At 72.1% G+C, this 15296-nt stretch carries 16 protein-coding genes; 7 read left to right on the top strand and 9 right to left on the bottom strand.

Annotation, left to right across the window (positions count from 1 at the left end):
- The 3 genes from Q5425_RS13005 to Q5425_RS13015 all read right to left on the bottom strand — a co-directional run bounded on the left by Q5425_RS13005 (position 1) and on the right by Q5425_RS13015 (position 3768).
- The gene (locus tag Q5425_RS13005) at positions 1-2238 is read right to left on the bottom strand and encodes a molybdopterin cofactor-binding domain-containing protein (RefSeq protein ID WP_308672440.1); all 2238 of its coding nucleotides are present in this window, start codon (positions 2236-2238) and stop codon (positions 1-3) included.
- Between the two features lie 163 nt (positions 2239-2401).
- Positions 2402-2953 (bottom strand): sigma-70 family RNA polymerase sigma factor, encoded by a 552-nt coding sequence (locus Q5425_RS13010; protein WP_308672441.1) that lies wholly within the window; start codon positions 2951-2953, stop codon positions 2402-2404.
- 74 nt (positions 2954-3027) lie between these two features.
- Positions 3028-3768 carry a DUF427 domain-containing protein gene (locus Q5425_RS13015; protein WP_308672442.1) on the bottom strand — a complete coding sequence of 247 codons (741 nt, stop codon included), beginning with the start codon at positions 3766-3768 and terminating at the stop codon, positions 3028-3030.
- A 100-nt stretch (positions 3769-3868) separates the two neighbouring features.
- Here Q5425_RS13015 and Q5425_RS13020 point away from each other — a divergent pair, with 100 nt between their 5' ends.
- Positions 3869-5068 carry an ROK family protein gene (locus tag Q5425_RS13020; protein WP_308672443.1) on the top strand — a complete coding sequence of 400 codons (1200 nt, stop codon included), beginning with the start codon at positions 3869-3871 and terminating at the stop codon, positions 5066-5068.
- Here Q5425_RS13020 and Q5425_RS13025 read toward each other — a convergent pair.
- A complete protein-coding gene (locus tag Q5425_RS13025) occupies positions 5065-5544 on the bottom strand; it encodes a pyridoxamine 5'-phosphate oxidase family protein (RefSeq protein ID WP_308672444.1) in 480 nt (159 codons plus the stop codon). The genes Q5425_RS13020 and Q5425_RS13025 overlap by 4 nt on opposite strands.
- Between Q5425_RS13025 and Q5425_RS13030 the strand changes: the two genes are divergently transcribed.
- Together Q5425_RS13030 and Q5425_RS13035 are read left to right on the top strand one after the other, a co-directional pair.
- Positions 5543-6019, top strand: a complete 477-nt coding sequence (locus Q5425_RS13030) for a MarR family transcriptional regulator (RefSeq protein ID WP_308672445.1) — start codon at positions 5543-5545, stop codon at positions 6017-6019. The two genes, Q5425_RS13025 and Q5425_RS13030, sit on opposite strands and share 2 nt — an antisense overlap.
- A 51-nt stretch (positions 6020-6070) precedes the next feature.
- On the top strand, positions 6071-6394 hold the full coding sequence (locus Q5425_RS13035; protein ID WP_308672446.1) for a nuclear transport factor 2 family protein: 324 nt from the start codon (positions 6071-6073) through the stop codon (positions 6392-6394).
- Here the strand turns inward: Q5425_RS13035 and Q5425_RS13040 are convergent.
- A complete protein-coding gene (locus Q5425_RS13040) occupies positions 6391-6891 on the bottom strand; it encodes a PaaI family thioesterase (RefSeq protein WP_308672447.1) in 501 nt (166 codons plus the stop codon). The two genes, Q5425_RS13035 and Q5425_RS13040, sit on opposite strands and share 4 nt — an antisense overlap.
- Before the next feature lie 124 nt (positions 6892-7015).
- On the opposite strand from Q5425_RS13040, the gene Q5425_RS13045 reads away from it, so the two are divergent.
- The 3 genes from Q5425_RS13045 to Q5425_RS13055 are packed head-to-tail and all read left to right on the top strand — an operon-like array spanning position 7016 to position 10521.
- Positions 7016-7384: a metalloregulator ArsR/SmtB family transcription factor gene (locus tag Q5425_RS13045; protein ID WP_308672448.1), complete on the top strand. Its 369-nt coding sequence runs from the start codon at positions 7016-7018 to the stop codon at positions 7382-7384.
- Positions 7385-7393: 9 nt separating this feature from the next.
- Positions 7394-8125, top strand: coding sequence for a beta-phosphoglucomutase family hydrolase (locus tag Q5425_RS13050; protein WP_308672449.1), 732 nt, complete (start codon positions 7394-7396; stop codon positions 8123-8125).
- Positions 8122-10521, top strand: coding sequence for a glycosyl hydrolase family 65 protein (locus Q5425_RS13055; RefSeq protein WP_308672450.1), 2400 nt, complete (start codon positions 8122-8124; stop codon positions 10519-10521). Before Q5425_RS13050 ends, Q5425_RS13055 begins: the two co-directional genes overlap by 4 nt.
- Here the strand turns inward: Q5425_RS13055 and Q5425_RS13060 are convergent.
- Both Q5425_RS13060 and Q5425_RS13065 read right to left on the bottom strand, forming a co-directional pair.
- Complete coding sequence (locus Q5425_RS13060; protein ID WP_308672451.1) at positions 10502-10684, bottom strand: hypothetical protein; 183 nt, start codon at positions 10682-10684, stop codon at positions 10502-10504. The genes Q5425_RS13055 and Q5425_RS13060 overlap by 20 nt on opposite strands.
- A 41-nt stretch (positions 10685-10725) precedes the next feature.
- On the bottom strand, positions 10726-11643 hold the full coding sequence (locus Q5425_RS13065) for a Ppx/GppA phosphatase family protein (protein WP_396135158.1): 918 nt from the start codon (positions 11641-11643) through the stop codon (positions 10726-10728).
- 263 nt (positions 11644-11906) lie between these two features.
- Here Q5425_RS13065 and Q5425_RS13070 point away from each other — a divergent pair, with 263 nt between their 5' ends.
- Complete coding sequence (locus Q5425_RS13070; protein ID WP_308672453.1) at positions 11907-12515, top strand: class F sortase; 609 nt, start codon at positions 11907-11909, stop codon at positions 12513-12515.
- A gap of 313 nt (positions 12516-12828) precedes the next feature.
- Here the strand turns inward: Q5425_RS13070 and Q5425_RS13075 are convergent, their stop codons facing one another.
- Both Q5425_RS13075 and fahA read right to left on the bottom strand, forming a co-directional pair.
- Entirely contained in the window at positions 12829-13869 is a 1041-nt protein-coding gene (locus Q5425_RS13075; protein ID WP_308672454.1) for an LLM class F420-dependent oxidoreductase, read from the bottom strand.
- Positions 13870-13963: 94 nt separating this feature from the next.
- On the bottom strand, positions 13964-15175 hold the full coding sequence (gene fahA / locus Q5425_RS13080; protein WP_308672455.1) for a fumarylacetoacetase: 1212 nt from the start codon (positions 15173-15175) through the stop codon (positions 13964-13966).
- Positions 15176-15296: the final 121 nt, after the last annotated feature.

Here is a 15296-nt window from a genome sequence, read left to right on the forward strand (position 1 = left end):
TCAGCGCGGGAACGGGTCGAAGTCGACCGGGAAGGTGATCGGGAAGCTGCGCGGCTTGATCCCGGTGGCCCGGGCGTAGGCGTTGGCGATCGCGCCGACCGGCGCGGGCACACCCAGCTCGCCCGCGCCGCCGATGTCCGCCCCGGTGGCCGGCATGACGTGCACGGTGACGTCGGCCGGCGAATTCTTCTGCCGCGCGTAGTGGAACTGCGAGTAGCTGCCTTCCAGCGGCAGGCCCTGGTCGATGTGCAGGCCCGCGGTGAGCGTCGTGGAGATCGCGTCGGTCAGGCCGCCGAGCATCTGCGCCTGGATCCCGCGCGGGTTCACCGGCTTGCCCACGTCGACGGCGATGGTCGCCTTGGTGACCCGCGGGTGCTTCGGGTCGCGCGCGTCCAGCTCGACCAGGCACGCGGTGTAGGACTTGTACTCGCCGTGCACCGCGATGCCCTGCGCGAACCCGGCGGGCATCTTCTTGCCCCACTCGCCGAGCTCGGCGACCTTGTCGAGCACCGCGCGCTGCCGTGGCTCCTTGATGAACTCGCGGCGGAACCGCACCGGGTCCTTGCCGAGCTTCTTGGCGATCTCGTCGACCATGATCTCCTCGGCGCCGCGGGTGTTCGCCGAGTAGACCGACCGCCACGCCGAGGTGTGGAACTTCAGCGGCACCTCGTTGAGCAGCTGCGTGGTGACGCCGAAGTTGTACGGCGACTTCACCGTCAGCAGGAACACCGTCTGCGCGAAGCTGAGGTTGCCGCCGACGGGCAGCTTCGCCGCGAACGCCGTGAGGATCTCGCCGAGGCCGTGGCTCCAGTCGGTCTCGACGCCGGCGACGCGGTGCTCGAAGGTGAGCACCTGCCCGAGCGCGAAGGTCGCGCGAATCCGGTGGTAGCTCGCCGCGCGGCCGCGGCCGTGGCGCATGTCGTCGATCCGGCTCCACATCAGCCGGACGGGCTTCTTCATCGCCTTCGAGATGTGCGCGGCTTCGAGGGCCGCGTCGAAGAACAGCCGCCGCCCGAAGGACCCGCCGCCCTGCTGGACGTGCACGGTCACCTTGTTCTCCGGCAGCCCCAGCTCCTGCGCGATGGTCTGCTTCGCCACGATCGGCGATTTCAGCCCGGCCCAGATGGTCGCGCTGTCCTCGCGGACGTCAACGACCGCGGAGTTCGACTCCATCGGCGCGTGGCTGGCGAAGGCGAAGTCGAACTCGCCGTCGACGTACTGCGTCAGCAGCGGCGGCACCACGAACGGCAGCGCGGCGGCCCGCAGCTTCTTCTTGATCGTCTCGTTGTTCTCGCCGTCGACCGTGCCCGGCCCCCAGGTGACGTCGAGGGCGTTCTTGCCGTCGAGGGCCTGGCCGAAGGTCTCGGCCATCACCGCGACGCCGGTCTTCACGACCGCGAGGTCGATGATCCCGGGCATGGCGCGGACGGCGGCCTCGTTGTTGACCTTCTGCACCGTGCCGTTGATGGTCGGCGGCCGGCGCACCATCACCGGGTTGGCGCCCGGGACGTCGAGGTCGAGCGTGTAGACCTGCCTGCCGGTGACCATCGCGCGGGCGTCCTTGCGCGAGGTCGGCGTCCCGACGAGCGTGTGCGCCGACTCGGCCTTCGGCCGGATCGCGCCGACGCTCAGGCCGGAGCGCGACGCGGGCCCAGCGAGGACGCCGTAGGAGGCGCTGCGCCCGTCCGGCGCCCACACCGCACCGTCGCGTGTGGACAGCCGCGAGGCGTCGGTCCCCCACTGCGCGCCGGCCGCGGCGACCATCCGGGCCCGCGCGGTCGCCGCGGTCCCGCGGACCGGGTCGTAGAGCGAGCGCATCGTGTTGGAGCCGCCGGTGAGCTGGTTGAACAGCAGCTCGGTGCGGGCGTCGGAGAGCACGACGTCGACGCGGTCGAGCGGCAGGTCCAGCTCTTCGGCGACGAGCATGGCGGCCGCCGTCGTGATGCCCTGGCCGACCTCGGCGCGCGGCAGCTGCAGCCGCGCCCGGCCGTCGGCGGTGATCTCCAGGACAAGCATCCCGGCGGTCGGCGCGCAGGACAGCGTCAGCACGTCGCCGAGGTCGAGGATCTCCGCCGGCTGCGGCAGCGTGGGGACGACGGCTTCGGCACTGGCCGGGGCGACCGCGTCGGCGGTCAGCTTCGTGGCGACGGTGAGCGTGGGCGCGGCGACCAGGTAGGTCAGGAAGCGGCGGCGGCCGACCTGCCCGGGCTCGGGCTGTTCGGTGGTGGGACTGGCCATCGGGAATCCCTTGCTGGGTGGTGGCGGGTGCGCGCCACGCTAAGGACCCCTTGACAGCCCGTCAACGCGCAGTAGCCGCGTTCGCCCATCTCTGTGACGAGATGACAGCCGAAGCCGCCGAATGTGTGCGCCGCCACAGCACCGGACGGCGGAACGGGCTGGTTCAGCCGGCGCCACGGGCACGCCGCGCCTGGATCAGGTCCTCCCGGGCCCGGGCGACGCGGGAGCGGACGGTGCCGACCGGGCAGCCGCAGACATCGGCCGCCTCGGCGTAGGACAGGCCCAGCACCTGGGTCAGGACGAGCACCTCACGCCGGTCCGGCTCCAGCCCGTCGAGCAGCAGGCGCAGTTCGACGAGGTCCTCGAAGCCGGCCGCGGGGTCGCGGGTGCGTTCGGCGGCGGCTTCCCAGTCGGCGTCGGCGATCTTCGGCCGCGCCGCGGCGGCCCGGATCTGGTCGACGACGACCCGGCGCGCAATGGACAACAGCCACGTCCGCGACGACGAGCGCCCCGCGAAGCGGCGAAGGCTGCTGAAGGCGCGAAGGTAGGTCTCCTGCGTCAGGTCGTCGGCCGCGGCGGCGTCGGCGAGGTGGGCGAGGAAGCGCCAGACGTCGACCTGGGTGGCCCGGACCCACTCCTCGAGCGCACGTCGATCGCCCCGGCCCGCCGCCATCGCCAACGCCGTGACGCGTTTGTCGTCCTCACCGCGAGTCATGATCGGTAATCTAGCAGTGACCGGTTCCCGCCGGTCCACTATGGACCCGCAACGTATAGGTCGTTATACGCGGTTCAGGCGAACTTCGTCTTCGGGCGCTCCTGCCGCACCCCGTCGACGTGGACGTCCACCTTCTCGTCGAGGAACGCCACCAGGCCGGCGACGCGGGTGCTCTCGGGCAGCGGCGCCGGGTAGCTCCAGGCGAGGTCTTCGTGCCCGGCCACGTCGAAGTGTTCGGCGGCGCCCTTGTACGGGCAGTGCGTCACGACGTCGATCTTTTCGAGCAGGTCCATCCGGACGTCCACGCGGGGCAGGTAGTACCGGGTCGGCAGGCCCGTCTCGAACAGCAGGTGCGGGCGCACCGAGTCGGCCACCGTCACGCCGCCCACTTCGATCCGCACGTGGCGGGAGCTCGGCAGGATGTCCACGCGGACGCCGGGGTCGCGCGGGTGCGTGAAGATCTGTTCGTCCTCTTCGAACCAGTCGAACGCGCCGAACTCGAACCGGACGTGGCCGCGCAGCTCTTCGATCGGCGAATCCGGGTACTCCAGCGCGCCGTCCACCGCCTCGGCTCGGCCACCCTTTATCGTCGACAGAACAGCTTCTCCGCGACTCGGCGAGTGCGTCGTCCGGCCGGAGGGGGTGAGAACACCGCTCACGACGTCCGCGCGCGGGATGTAGTACGTGGGGTAGTACGGAACTTCCCACACCAGGAGGGGGTGCACCGTGTCCGCGACGACCTGCCCGCCGAGGAACACCCGTACCCGTTTCGCGCCGTGTGCCACGCGGACCCGGCCGCGTACCGGAGTGCTCATGCTCCGGTCAACGGGCCCCGAAGTGCGGGTATTCCGGCGGACTCAAGGGCGGGACGGCTAGCGTGGCGGGCAGCACGAGGACGACAGGAGGCGGGCACCGGTGGCCGGCGTAGAAATCCCCACGGTCGGTACCCCCGCCGGGATGCGCAAGATCAACCAGCGGGCGGTGCTGGACCTGCTGCGCCGCGGCGGACCGGCGACCCGGCCGCAGGTCGCGAAGGACACCGGGCTGTCGAAGCCGACGGTCAGCCAGGCGCTGCTGGCGCTGGAGGCGGCCGGGCTGGCGCGCCCGACCGGGCAGACGTCCACCGGCACCGGGCGATCGGCCGTGCTGTACGAGGCCGACCCCACCGCCGGGTACGTGCTGGGGGTCGACATCGGCCGCGAGCACCTCCGGGTCGCGGTCTCGGACCTCGGCCGCGCGCTGGTGGCGCGCCGCGACGAGCGCAACACGGCCCGCTCCGGCGCGGCGCTGGTCACGGCGGTCGGGAAGATCGCCGCCGACGCCGTGGCCGAAGCGGGCCTGACAGCTTCCGACATCGTTGTCCGCGTGGTCGGCTCCCCCGGGGTCGCCGATCCGGACAAGCGGTGCTTCCGGCACGCGCCGAACCTGCCGGGCTGGGGCCGTGCGGGGCTGATCGACGACCTCGAAGCGGCGCTGGGCCCGGACCTGATGGTCGAGAACGACGCGAACCTCACCGCCGTCGGCGAGTGGGAGAGCGGCGCGGCGCGCGGCGCGTCGGTGTTCGGCTGCATCACGATCGGCACCGGCGTCGGCATGGGCCTGATGGTCGACGGCCGGGTGTTCCGCGGCGCGACCGGCGCGGCGGGCGAGATCGGCTACCTCCCGTACGGCCGCACGCGCGCGGCCGACGAGCCCGGCACCCCGCCCGCGCGCGGGCACCTCGAAGAGGCGACGGCGGCCCAGTCGGTCGTCCGCGGCGCCCGCGAACTCGGGCTGGGCACGGCAAAATCGGCCCGCGAGGTCTTCCGCTTGGCCCGCGAAGGCGACGAGCTGGCCCGGCGCGCGGTGGAGACCGAAGCCGATCGCCTGGCGTACACGGTGGCCTCGGTGGCGGCGGTGATCGACCCGGAGCTGATCGTCCTGGGCGGCGGCATGGGCACGGCCGCGGACCTGCTGCTGGAGCCGATCGACCGCGCGCTGCGCGCGTTCACGCCGCTGGTCCCGAAGGTGGTGCAGGGCGAACTGGGCGAGGACGCGGTACTGACCGGTGCGATCAGCGTCGGTCTGCGGGCGGCCGAAGGCCTGGTCTTCGACCGCCGCGTGGGTGCCGCCTAAGCCGCCCGCCAGGCTTCGCCGCCCGTCGACAGGCGCCAAGGCGTCAAGCGCAGCACCGTGATCTTCGGGTCGCGGTAGTCCTCGCCGCCCAGGATCTTCGGGTCGTAACCCAGGGGTTCCGGCGTGGCCGCGAACAGGTCCCACAGCTCCTTGCGCGTCTGCTCGTCGTCGGCGAATTCCGCCCGGCACTCCGCCACCGCCACTTCGTGCTGCGCGTCCCAGTACGAGCACGAAACGTACGGCGACGCCGCCAGGTGCGCGAGCTTCAGCGGCGTCGGGCGGGTGAACAGCCGGCCCGTCAGTCCGTCCGGGCCCTGCTCCCAGATCGGGTGGACGACCCGCGAGCGCGGCCGGCCCCGGCGGTCGACCGTCGCCAGCGTGCACCAGACGATCCGGTGCGCCACGCGCACGAACGCTCCGGCCAGTTCGGCCGGCACTGTGCTCGATTCCACCACGATGCTAGATTCCACAACCATGGTTGTGCATCCTAGCACCCTCGACCTGTCCCTGACCGCGCTCTTCGCGGGCTGGGCGATGACCGACGAGGTCCAGCGGCGGCTCGCGACCCAGGGCTTCGGCGACCTGCGGTTCAACGACGGCGTCGTGATCCAGCACGTCCTGGCCGCGCCGCTGTCCATCACGGCGCTGGCCGAGCGGATGGGCGTCACGCAGCAGGCGGCGTCGAAGGCGGTCGCGGACCTCGAACGCCGGGGACTGCTGCGGCGCGAGGCCGACCCCGCCGACGCGCGCACGAAGCTGCTGCACCTCACCGCCCACGCGGTCGCCGCCGTCGAGGCGACCCGGGTGCTGCGACGGGAACTCCAGGAGGAACTGGTCGCGGAGCACGGCGCCGGACGCGTCGAGGACGCCCGGGCCCTGCTGGCGGCGGTCATCGGCCGTTACGGCGGCGACGACGCGATCCGCGCCCGCCGGGTCCGGCCGCCGCGCTGATTACCTCCGGCGTAATCGACGCCACTGCCCGGACGGCCGACCATCGGCAGCATGAGCGAATCCGCGAAGAACCGCATCATCGTCGCCGGCTGCCTGGAAAACCTGTTCGTGCACCAGGACTTCGACGCCGCGAAGGCCGCGCTGCACCCCGATTTCGTCACCCACAGCCCCGGGCTGCCCTCCGGCCGCGAGGCGTTCACCGAGGCCGTGAAGAACTCTCCGCTGGCCGGCGCGAACGCGGAGATCAAGCAGATCGTCGCCGAGGACGACCTCGTTGTGGTGCACCTGCACGTGGCCGGGCTCGCCGTCGTCGACATCCTGCGCGTCGAGGACGGCCTGCTCGTCGAGCACTGGGACGTCAAGCAGCCCGTCTAGCGCGTGATCACACAGGTCCCCGACGCCGTGGCCAGCAGTTTGCCCTCGGCGTCGCGGATCTCGCCTTCGGCGAACGCGATCCGCGAACCCTCCTTCACCACGCGGCCCGTCGCCCGGATCTCGCCGCGGCCGGCGTGGATCGCGCGCAGGTAGCTCACCTTCAGCTCCACCGACGCGTAGCCGACGCCGGCCGGCAGGGTCGTGTGCACCGCGCAGCCGACCACCGAGTCCAGCATCGTGGCCGCGACGCCGCCGTGGACCATGCCGATCGGGTTGTACAGCGACTCGTCCGGCTCGACCACGGCGACGACCTCGCCGGCCTCGACCCGCTCCCAGCGCATGCCGAAGTGCTCGGCGATCGGCGCGCCCGGGATGCGGCCTTCGGCGATCGCCGTCATGTACTCCAGACCGGACATCGTGGCGCCGAGCCGGGCCGTCTCCAGCGGGTCCTGCCACGTGATGGTCTTCGAACGGACCGGTGCTTCGACGTCGGTCATGCGGTCTCCTCGATTATGACAGCTGTCTTAACGACAGCGTCGTCCGCGGGAGGAGCGATCGTCAAGCGCGGCGTGACCCAGACCACCGGTGGTCCGCCCGCGCCGCGGGTGGAATCATCCGGGGGTGGACACCGACCGCAAGCTGATCGACCCGGAGCGCGTCGCGGCGGCGGTCGACGGGCTCGGTGACCGCGCCGTCATCGACGAGTGGGCCCGGCGCTTCTCCGTCGTCGCCGACCCCTCGCGGCTGGCACTGCTGGTCTCCATCCACTACGCCCGCGAGATCAGCGTCACCGACCTCGCCGCGGCCACCGGCATGACCGACACCGCGGTCTCGCAGGCGTTGCGGCTGCTGCGAGCGCACGGGCTGGTCACGGCGCACCGCACCGGCCGGGTGGTGCGGTACCGGCTCGCGGACGCGACCGTGCACGAACTCATCCACCGGGTGCGCCCGCACCCCGGACAAACTGTGGAGGACAGCGAACACCGGTAGCGTGCGGGCATGACGGGATTGCCCGAGACCATCACCGCCTGCCTGTTCGACCTCGACGGAGTATTGACCGGCACGGCGATCCTCCACCGCGAGGCCTGGAAGCGGACCTTCGACGAATTCCTCCGCGTCCGCGACGGCGCCGGGTTCGCGGAGTTCACCGACCACGACTACGCGGCCTTTGTGGACGGCCGCCCGCGCGCCGACGGCGTGCGGGAGTTCCTGCGGTCACGCGGGATCGTGCTGCCCGAGGGCGAGCCGGACGACCCCGTGGACGCCCCGACCGTCAACGGCGTCGGCAACCGCAAGAACGAGCTGGTCCTCAAGATCATCGACGAGCGCGGCGTCAACCCCTACCCGGGTTCGGTGCGCTACCTCGAAGCGGCCAAGGCGGCCGGCCTGCGGATCGCGGTCGTGACGTCGTCGGCCAACGGCGCCAAGGTGCTCGACGGGGCCGACCTGAGCAAGTACGTCGAGGCGCGCATCGATGGCATCGTGCTCCGCGAACAGCACCTGCGGGGCAAGCCGGCCCCGGACACGTTCCTGGCCGGCGCCGCGGCGCTCGGCGTCGAACCCGCGCACGCGGCCGTCTTCGAGGACGCCCAGTCCGGCGTCCAGGCCGGGAAGGCGGGGGGCTTCGGGTACGTCGTCGGCGTGAACCGGGCCGACCAGGCCGAAGAACTGCGGGCCCACGGGGCCGACATCGTCGTCGACGACCTCGCCGACCTCCTGGAGGACCGATGACCGAACGGCACGGCTACGAGTGCGCGCCCTGGGAACTGCGGTGGCGCGGCATGGACGTCGACGCCCTGCAGCGCACCGAATCGGCGTTCGCGCTGTCCAACGGCCACATCGGGCTGCGCGGCACCCTCGAGGAGGCCGAGCCGCGCGGGCTGCCGGGGACGTACCTCAACGGCTTCTACGAACAGCACGAACTCCCCTACGCCGAAGCCGGCTACGGCTACCCGGAAGAGGGCCAGACCGTCGTCAACGTGACCGACGGCAAGATCATCCGGCTGCTCGTCGAGGACGAACCGCTCGACATGCGCTACGGCGCGGCCACCGCGCACGACCGGGTGCTCGACTTCCGCAAGGGCACGCTGAGCCGGACCACGGAGTGGTCGTCGCCGACCGGGCGGCGGGTCCGCGTGCGCACCGAACGGCTGGTGTCGTTCACCCAGCGCGCGACCGCCGCGATCCGGTACGAGGTCGAGCCGCTCGACGAGGACCTGCAGCTGGTCGTCCAGTCCGACCTGCTGGCCAACGAGCCGATCGAGTCCGACACCAGCGACCCGCGGGTGGCCGCCGCGCTGGAATCCCCGCTGGTCAGCGAGTTCCACCGCGCGTCGGAGTACAACGCCGTGCTGGTGCACCAGACCCGCCGGTCCGGGCTGCGGATGGCCGCGGCGATGGACCACAAGATCGAGGTGGACGACGGGATCCGCGCCCGCATCCACGCCGAGGAGGACCTCGCGCGGCTGACCGTCGCGGTCGACGTGCCCAAGGGCGGCCGGCTGCGGATCACCAAGTTCCTCGCCTACGGCTGGTCCGCGCAGCGCTCGGTGCCCGCGCTGCGGTCGCAGGTCGAGGCGGCGCTGGCCGGCGCCCGCCAGACGGGCTGGAAGGGTCTGCTCACCGAGCAGCGCGAGTTCCTGGACGACTACTGGGCCACCTCGGACATCGAGATCGAGGGCGATCCCGAATTGCAGCAGGCCGTTCGCTTCGCCCTGTTCCACATCCTGCAGGCCGGGGCCCGCGGGGAGAGCCGCGCGATCGCCGGCAAGGGGCTGACCGGGCCCGGCTACGACGGGCACGCCTTCTGGGACACCGAATCCTTCGTCCTGCCGGTGCTCACCTACACCGTCCCGGACGCGGCGCGCGACGCCCTGCGGTGGCGGCACTCCACAATGGACAAGGCGCGGGAACGCGCGCACCAGCTCGGCTTGCGGGGCGCGGCGTTCCCGTGGCGGTCGATCAACGGCGCCGAGTGCTCGGCGTACTGGCCGGCGGGCACGGCGGCGTTCCACGTCAGCGCGGACATCGCCGACGCCGTCCTGCGTTACCTCAACGCGACCGGCGACGAGCAGTTCGAACGCGACTACGGCACCGAGCTGCTGCTGGAAACCGCGCGGCTGTGGGCGTCGCTCGGCCACCACGACCGGCACGGCGCGTTCCGCATCGACGGCGTCACCGGACCGGACGAGTACTCGGCGGTGGCGGACAACAACGTCTACACGAACCTGATGGCGCGGCGGAACCTGCAGGCGGCGGCGGAATCGTGCGAGCGGCACGCGGGAGTGGCGGCGCGCTTCGGCGTCGACACCGTGGAGCTGGACTCCTGGCGTGCGGCCGCCGCGGCGATGTACCTGCCCTACGACGCGGAACTCGGGGTGCACCCCCAGTCGGAGGGGTTCCTCGACCACGACGAGTGGGACTACGAGGGCACCGATCAGGCGCACTACCCGCTGCTGCTGCACTTCCCGTACTTCGACCTCTACCGCAAGCAGGTCGTGAAGCAGGCGGATCTGGTGCTGGCACTGCACTTGTGCGGCGACTCGTTCAGCCCGGAGGAGAAGGCCCGCGACTTCGCGTACTACGAAGCGAGGACCGTGCGCGACTCCTCGCTGTCGGCGGGGACGCAGGCGGTGGTCGCGGCCGAGGTGGGGCACCTGGAGCTGGCCTACGACTACCTCGCCGAAGCCGCGCTGACCGATCTGCACGACGTGCACAACAACGTGCGCAACGGCCTGCACATGGCGTCGCTGGCCGGGGCGTGGCAGGGCACCGTGGCCGGGTTCGGCGGTCTGCGCGACCACGGCGGGACGCTGGCGTTCTCCCCGCGGCTGCCGCCGCAGCTGGGCCGGATCACCTTCCGCCTGATGTTCCGCGGCACCCGGTTCCAGGTCGAGATCGACCCCGACCAGGCCACCTACCACGTGGTCGCCGGTGCGCCGCTGGAAGTGCTGCACCACGGCGAGCGCATCACCGTCACGGCGGAGCCGCAGCGGTACGCGATCCCGAAGATCGACGCGGGCACCCCGCCGAAGCAGCCCCCGGGCCGGGCGCCGATGCGGCGTGACTCGGAAGAAGTGCGTCAGTACGCGGAGCCGGCCAACCCGATCACCGAGGAAGGTCGCTAGCGGCGTCTCGCCCGGGCGGGGCCGGAACCTCTTCGGTCCCGCCCGGGCTCACGTCCGGGTCCGGCGCCGTCGGCACGTCGTGGGTCAGCTTGCCGGAGGTCGGCAGCTTCGGGAGCTCTTCGTCTTCGTCTTCGCGGCCGTGGAGGCGCTGCTGCTCGCTCATGCTTTCCGGAATACCCGGTTTTCCCGGTCGGGGCCAGCAGGTCAGGCCGCGTGCTTCCCGGCTGCCGCCCTCGCCTTGTCCTGCAGGGTGAGCAGCAGGCCGTCGCGGGTCGACCAGGGACAGATCGTCACCTTGCCGCCGGCGACCGTCAGCAGGGCTTCCGCGACGACCGCGCCCGCGAGGGCCTGGTGCGCACGGCTGCGGGAGATGCCCGGCAGTTCCGCCCGCTTCGACGGCGGCAGCGCGGCCAGCCGCGGGATCCAGGCGCGCAGCTCGTCGAGCCGCAGTTCCTTGCACTTCCCCGGACGGGCGCCGGCCAGCCGGGCGAGCTGCTGCAGCACCTTCGAGCAGCCGACCACCCGCGGGTCGTCGACGTCGGCGGCACCCAGCGTGGTCGTCACGACGTCGAGTGCGTGCGTGCGCAGCGCCCTGACCTGCTTGTTCGAGACGCGTTCGGACGGCAGCCAGTCCCGCGTCATCGACCGGGCGCCCAGCGGGAGCGAGCGCGCGAACGTGGCCTTCTCGCCGGAACCGGCGGCCAGCTCGACCGTCCCGCCGCCGATGTCGAGCACCAGCATCGGCCCCGGTTCCGCGGCGTACCAGCGCCGGGCCGCCAGGTAGGTCAGCTCGGCCTCGCAGCGGCCGGAGAGGAACCGCAGCTCGACACCGGTTTCGCCGGCGACGTGCCGGACGACGTCGGCCGCGTTGGCCGCGTCGCGGATGGAGGAGGTCGCGAGCGGGTAGACGTCGCTGACGCCGTGGCGGTAGGCCGTCGTCATGCCCGCCGCGACGGCGGTCGTGATGGCCTCGATGCCGCGGGCGCTGAGCCGGCCGCGGTCGTCGAGTTCGCGATCGAGGCGCAGCCGGGTCTGGTGGTTCACCAGCGGCTCGCGCGGAGAGCCGTCGACCGGCACCACCACGAGCCGGGCGCTGAACGAACCGACGTCCAGCACGCCCACCGCGGGCTCTTTCCCTTTTCGCACAGCTCGGCGTACCTCCACTTCCGCCTGGTGAATATCCCCAGTTCGACGGCTCGAAACCAGCAATGATGGCCCATGTCACCGGCGAGCGCCGCTCATTTCCGGTATTGGGGCCCTCCGGACGCGTCGTTCTGCCGCGAAGGTCACAGTGAGATAACCCGATCGAGTGAACCGGAGGGCAACCGGACACGATTCGGTAACGCCAGGCCGCGCGCTGCGATCAATCGGATATCGGAACCGGCGTGGAGCAGGGGAAAGAGATGCAACGGCCCGAGCGGCGAGCCGAGCTCGTGCGGCCGGCCGTCGTCGTGCTCGCGGTCGTGGCCGGGCTCGGCTGCGTCCTGCTCGGCGTCACCTCGGTGCTCGCCCCGGCCCCGGCGATCACCCCGGCCACGGACCGGCCCGCAACGGCAGGAGCCCCACCCGCGGCGGTGCTGATCCCCGACCTCGGCTTGACGCTGAACAACGTGCTCGGCCTCGGCCACATCGACGGCCGCCGAGAGCAGCCGGGCACGGCCCGCGGCATCGGCTGGTTCGCCGACGGCCCGGTCCCGGGAGCCCCCGGCGTCGCGGTGCTGTCGGCGCACGCGGGCTTCGGCTATTCCCCGGGAGCGTTCGGCCGCTTGGGCAAGCTGAAGCCGGGCGCAACGATCACGGTCCGCGACACGGGAGGGCACGAGACGCGGTTCACGGTCCGCCGGACGGCGGTGTTCCCACCGGACGAGCCGGACAGCACGCTGCTGGCGGCGGAGGGCCCGGGTCCGCAACTACGGCTGATCACCAGCGATGGAACGTACGACGGCGCTGGGCTGAGCGAGCCGCGGGTCGCGGTGTACGCAACTCCGGCCTGACGTGCGGCGGCCTGGGGTCGCGCCACGGGAGTCCCGGGTCGGAAGGGTCGCAAGCCGGCGGGTCGCGCCACGGCGAGTCCCGGGCCGGGCCGAAAGGGCGCGGCCTAGCGACTCCCGGGTCGGAAGGGTCGCGAGCCGCCGGGTCGCGGCACGGCGAGCGCCGGGCCGAAAGGTCGCGAATGACTCATTCGCGACCTCGGAGGTCTCGAATGAGTCATTCGCGGCACTGCGATGAGGTGGGCCGGCGGTCTGCAGCTCGGCCCGCACAGGCGCAACAGCCGCCGCACGAGTGCCTCGGCAGACCGGCGGCGGCTCAGCCGATCAGCTCGCGCAGGTGCGACACCGCCGCCACGCGGGCTTCGCGGCCCGGCTGCAGCGGGTTGACCACCAGCGTCGTCGCGCCCGCCTCGGCGAAGGCCGCGAGCCGCTCCTTCACGTAGCCCGCCGGGCCGACCAGGGAAATCGCGCGCAGCAGGTCGACCGGGACCGCCGCCGCCGCTTCGTCCTTCTTGCCGTCGAGGTACAAGTCCTGGATCAGCTTCGCCTCGGCCTCGTAGCCGTAGCGGCGGGCGAGGTCGTTGTAGAAGTTCTTGCCCCGGGCACCCATCCCGCCGATGTACAGGGCCAGGACCGGCCGCAGGTGGTCGAGCAGCGGCTCGACGTCGTCGCCGATGGCCAGGGCCACCGTGACGAACGTGTCCAGCTCGCCCAGCGCCGCGTCGCGCTTGGCCTTGCCCTCGGCCAGGGACGCGCCCCAGACGTCGGCGGCCTTCTCCGGGTGGAAGAAGATCGGCTGCCAGCCCTCGGCTATCTCCGCCGTCAGCGCGACGTTCTTCGGCCCGATCGAGGCCAGGAGCACCGGGATCCGCTCCCGCACCGGGTGGTTGATCAGCTTGAGCGGCTTGCCGAGGCCGGTGCCCTGCTCCGGCGGCAGCGGGATCGTGTAGTGCTTGCCCTCGTGCACCACGCGCTCGCGGCGCCACACCTGGCGGCAGACCTCGACGATCTCGCGGGTGCGGCCGAGCGGCGCGTCGTACTTCACGCCGTGGAACCCCTCGATGACCTGCGGACCGGACGCCCCGAGCCCGAGGATGAACCGCCCGTCGGAGACGAAGTCGAGGCCGGCCGCGGTCATCGCGGTCAGCGTCGGCGTGCGGGTGTAGATCTGGAAGATGCCGGACGCCAGCTGGACGCGCTCGGTCTTCGCCGCGAGGTAGCCGAGCTGGCTGACCGCGTCGAACGAGTACGCCTCGGGCACGAAGACGACGTCGAGGCCGGCCTTCTCCAGTTCGACGACGTCGGCGACGCTCTCGGCGAAGCCTCCGGCGTAGCTGATTCCGGTTCCGATCCTCATGGGCGTCCTCCCGTGATGAGCAAGCGCTTAGTCGCCCGTCATTATGCGGGAAACCCGGCGCCGACCGGTGTGCGCACCGCCACTTCCACCCGGTTCAGCCCGGCACCACCGTCCCCCGCACCTCGCCGAAGCCGATCCGCGCCCCGCCCGGACCGGGGGCCGTCGCGCTGATGACGACCTCGTCGCCGTCCTCGAGGAACGTCCGCGTCACCCCACCCGGCAGCTCCAGGGGTTCCTGGCCGCCCCAGGACAGCTCCAGGAACGAGCCCCGCTGGTCACGCTCGGGGCCGGTGACCGTGCCCGACGCGTAGAGGTCGCCCGTGCGCAGGCTCGCGCCGTTGACCGTCATGTGCGCCAGCTGCTGCGGCGCCGTCCAGTACTGGGTCGCGAACGGCGGGCTCGACACGAGGTGGCCGTTGAGCCGGATCTCCAGCGCCAGGTCCAGCCCCCACTTTTCGCCGGTCCGGAGGTACTCGAACGGCTCCGGGTCCTGCGGCGGGCCGTCGACGCGCGCGTGCTCCAGCGCGGCCAGCGGAACGATCCACGGCGACACCGAAGTCGCGAACGACTTGCCGAGGAACGGACCCAGCGGCTGGTACTCCCACGCCTGGATGTCGCGCGCCGACCAGTCGTTGACCAGGCAGACGCCGAACACGTGGTCCGCGAAGCCCGCCGTGGGCACCCGAGTGCCCACAGTGGACGGAGTGCCGACGACGAAGCCGACCTCCGCCTCGATGTCGAGCCGCTGCGACGGGCCGAACGAGGGCGTGTCGGCGTTGCGGGGCTTGCGCTGCCCGTGCGGCCGGACGACCGGCGTGCCCGAGGCGACGACGGTGCCCGCCCGGCCGTGGTAGCCGATCGGCAGGTGCTTCCAGTTGGGCGGGAGCTCGGTGGCGTCCGGGCGGAAGATCTTGCCGGCGTTGAGGGCGTGGTGCTCGCTGGAGTAGAAGTCGACGTAGTCGGCGACCTCGAACGCGAGGTGGTTGGTGACCTCGGCGAGGGGCACCAGGTGCGGCCGCAGCTGGTCGGCGTAGCGGGGTTCGGTCAGCCATTCGGTGACGGTGCCGCGCACCTCCCGCCAGGTCCCGGGCCCGGCGGCCAGCAGGGGGTTGAGCACCCCGGCGGTCAGCAGCGGGGCAAAAGCGGCGGCGGTCCGCTCGGCCGCGGCGGTGAGGTCGAGCACCTGATCACCGACGGGCACGCCGACCCGCCGCTCGGGAGCCCCACCGACCGAGAAGACGCCGTAGGGCAGGTTGTCCAAGCCGAACGGCGAGTCGTCGGCAAGCTCGAGCCAGGTCACGTTCACTCCTCGTCCCGGGCGGCCCGCGCCGCCGAGTGGTCGGCCACGACGGTCACGCCCCGCCTCCGGCAGCCCGGTCGGCCGCCGCCATCACTTTCCGCTTCCGGCGGTCCGCGCCGCCGGACGG

The sequence above is a fragment of the Amycolatopsis sp. A133 genome (assembly GCF_031082405.1).
Classification (GTDB): domain Bacteria; phylum Actinomycetota; class Actinomycetes; order Mycobacteriales; family Pseudonocardiaceae; genus Amycolatopsis.

What these genes read in the sequence shown, in the direction of transcription:
- Q5425_RS13030 (WP_308672445.1), top strand. Translation starts at nt 5,543, where the DNA reads ATGGTTGTGCATCCTAGCACCCTCGACCTGTCCCTGACCGCGCTCTTC.
- Q5425_RS13060 (WP_308672451.1), bottom strand. Translation starts at nt 10,684, where the DNA reads ATGAGCGAGCAGCAGCGCCTCCACGGCCGCGAAGACGAAGACGAAGAG.
- Q5425_RS13010 (WP_308672441.1), bottom strand. Translation starts at nt 2,953, where the DNA reads ATGACTCGCGGTGAGGACGACAAACGCGTCACGGCGTTGGCGATGGCG.
- Q5425_RS13015 (WP_308672442.1), bottom strand. Translation starts at nt 3,768, where the DNA reads ATGAGCACTCCGGTACGCGGCCGGGTCCGCGTGGCACACGGCGCGAAA.
- Q5425_RS13005 (WP_308672440.1), bottom strand. Translation starts at nt 2,238, where the DNA reads ATGGCCAGTCCCACCACCGAACAGCCCGAGCCCGGGCAGGTCGGCCGC.
- Q5425_RS13075 (WP_308672454.1), bottom strand. Translation starts at nt 13,869, where the DNA reads ATGAGGATCGGAACCGGAATCAGCTACGCCGGAGGCTTCGCCGAGAGC.
- Q5425_RS13035 (WP_308672446.1), top strand. Translation starts at nt 6,071, where the DNA reads ATGAGCGAATCCGCGAAGAACCGCATCATCGTCGCCGGCTGCCTGGAA.
- Q5425_RS13040 (WP_308672447.1), bottom strand. Translation starts at nt 6,891, where the DNA reads ATGACCGACGTCGAAGCACCGGTCCGTTCGAAGACCATCACGTGGCAG.
- Q5425_RS13055 (WP_308672450.1), top strand. Translation starts at nt 8,122, where the DNA reads ATGACCGAACGGCACGGCTACGAGTGCGCGCCCTGGGAACTGCGGTGG.
- Q5425_RS13025 (WP_308672444.1), bottom strand. Translation starts at nt 5,544, where the DNA reads ATGGTTGTGGAATCTAGCATCGTGGTGGAATCGAGCACAGTGCCGGCC.
- Q5425_RS13050 (WP_308672449.1), top strand. Translation starts at nt 7,394, where the DNA reads ATGACGGGATTGCCCGAGACCATCACCGCCTGCCTGTTCGACCTCGAC.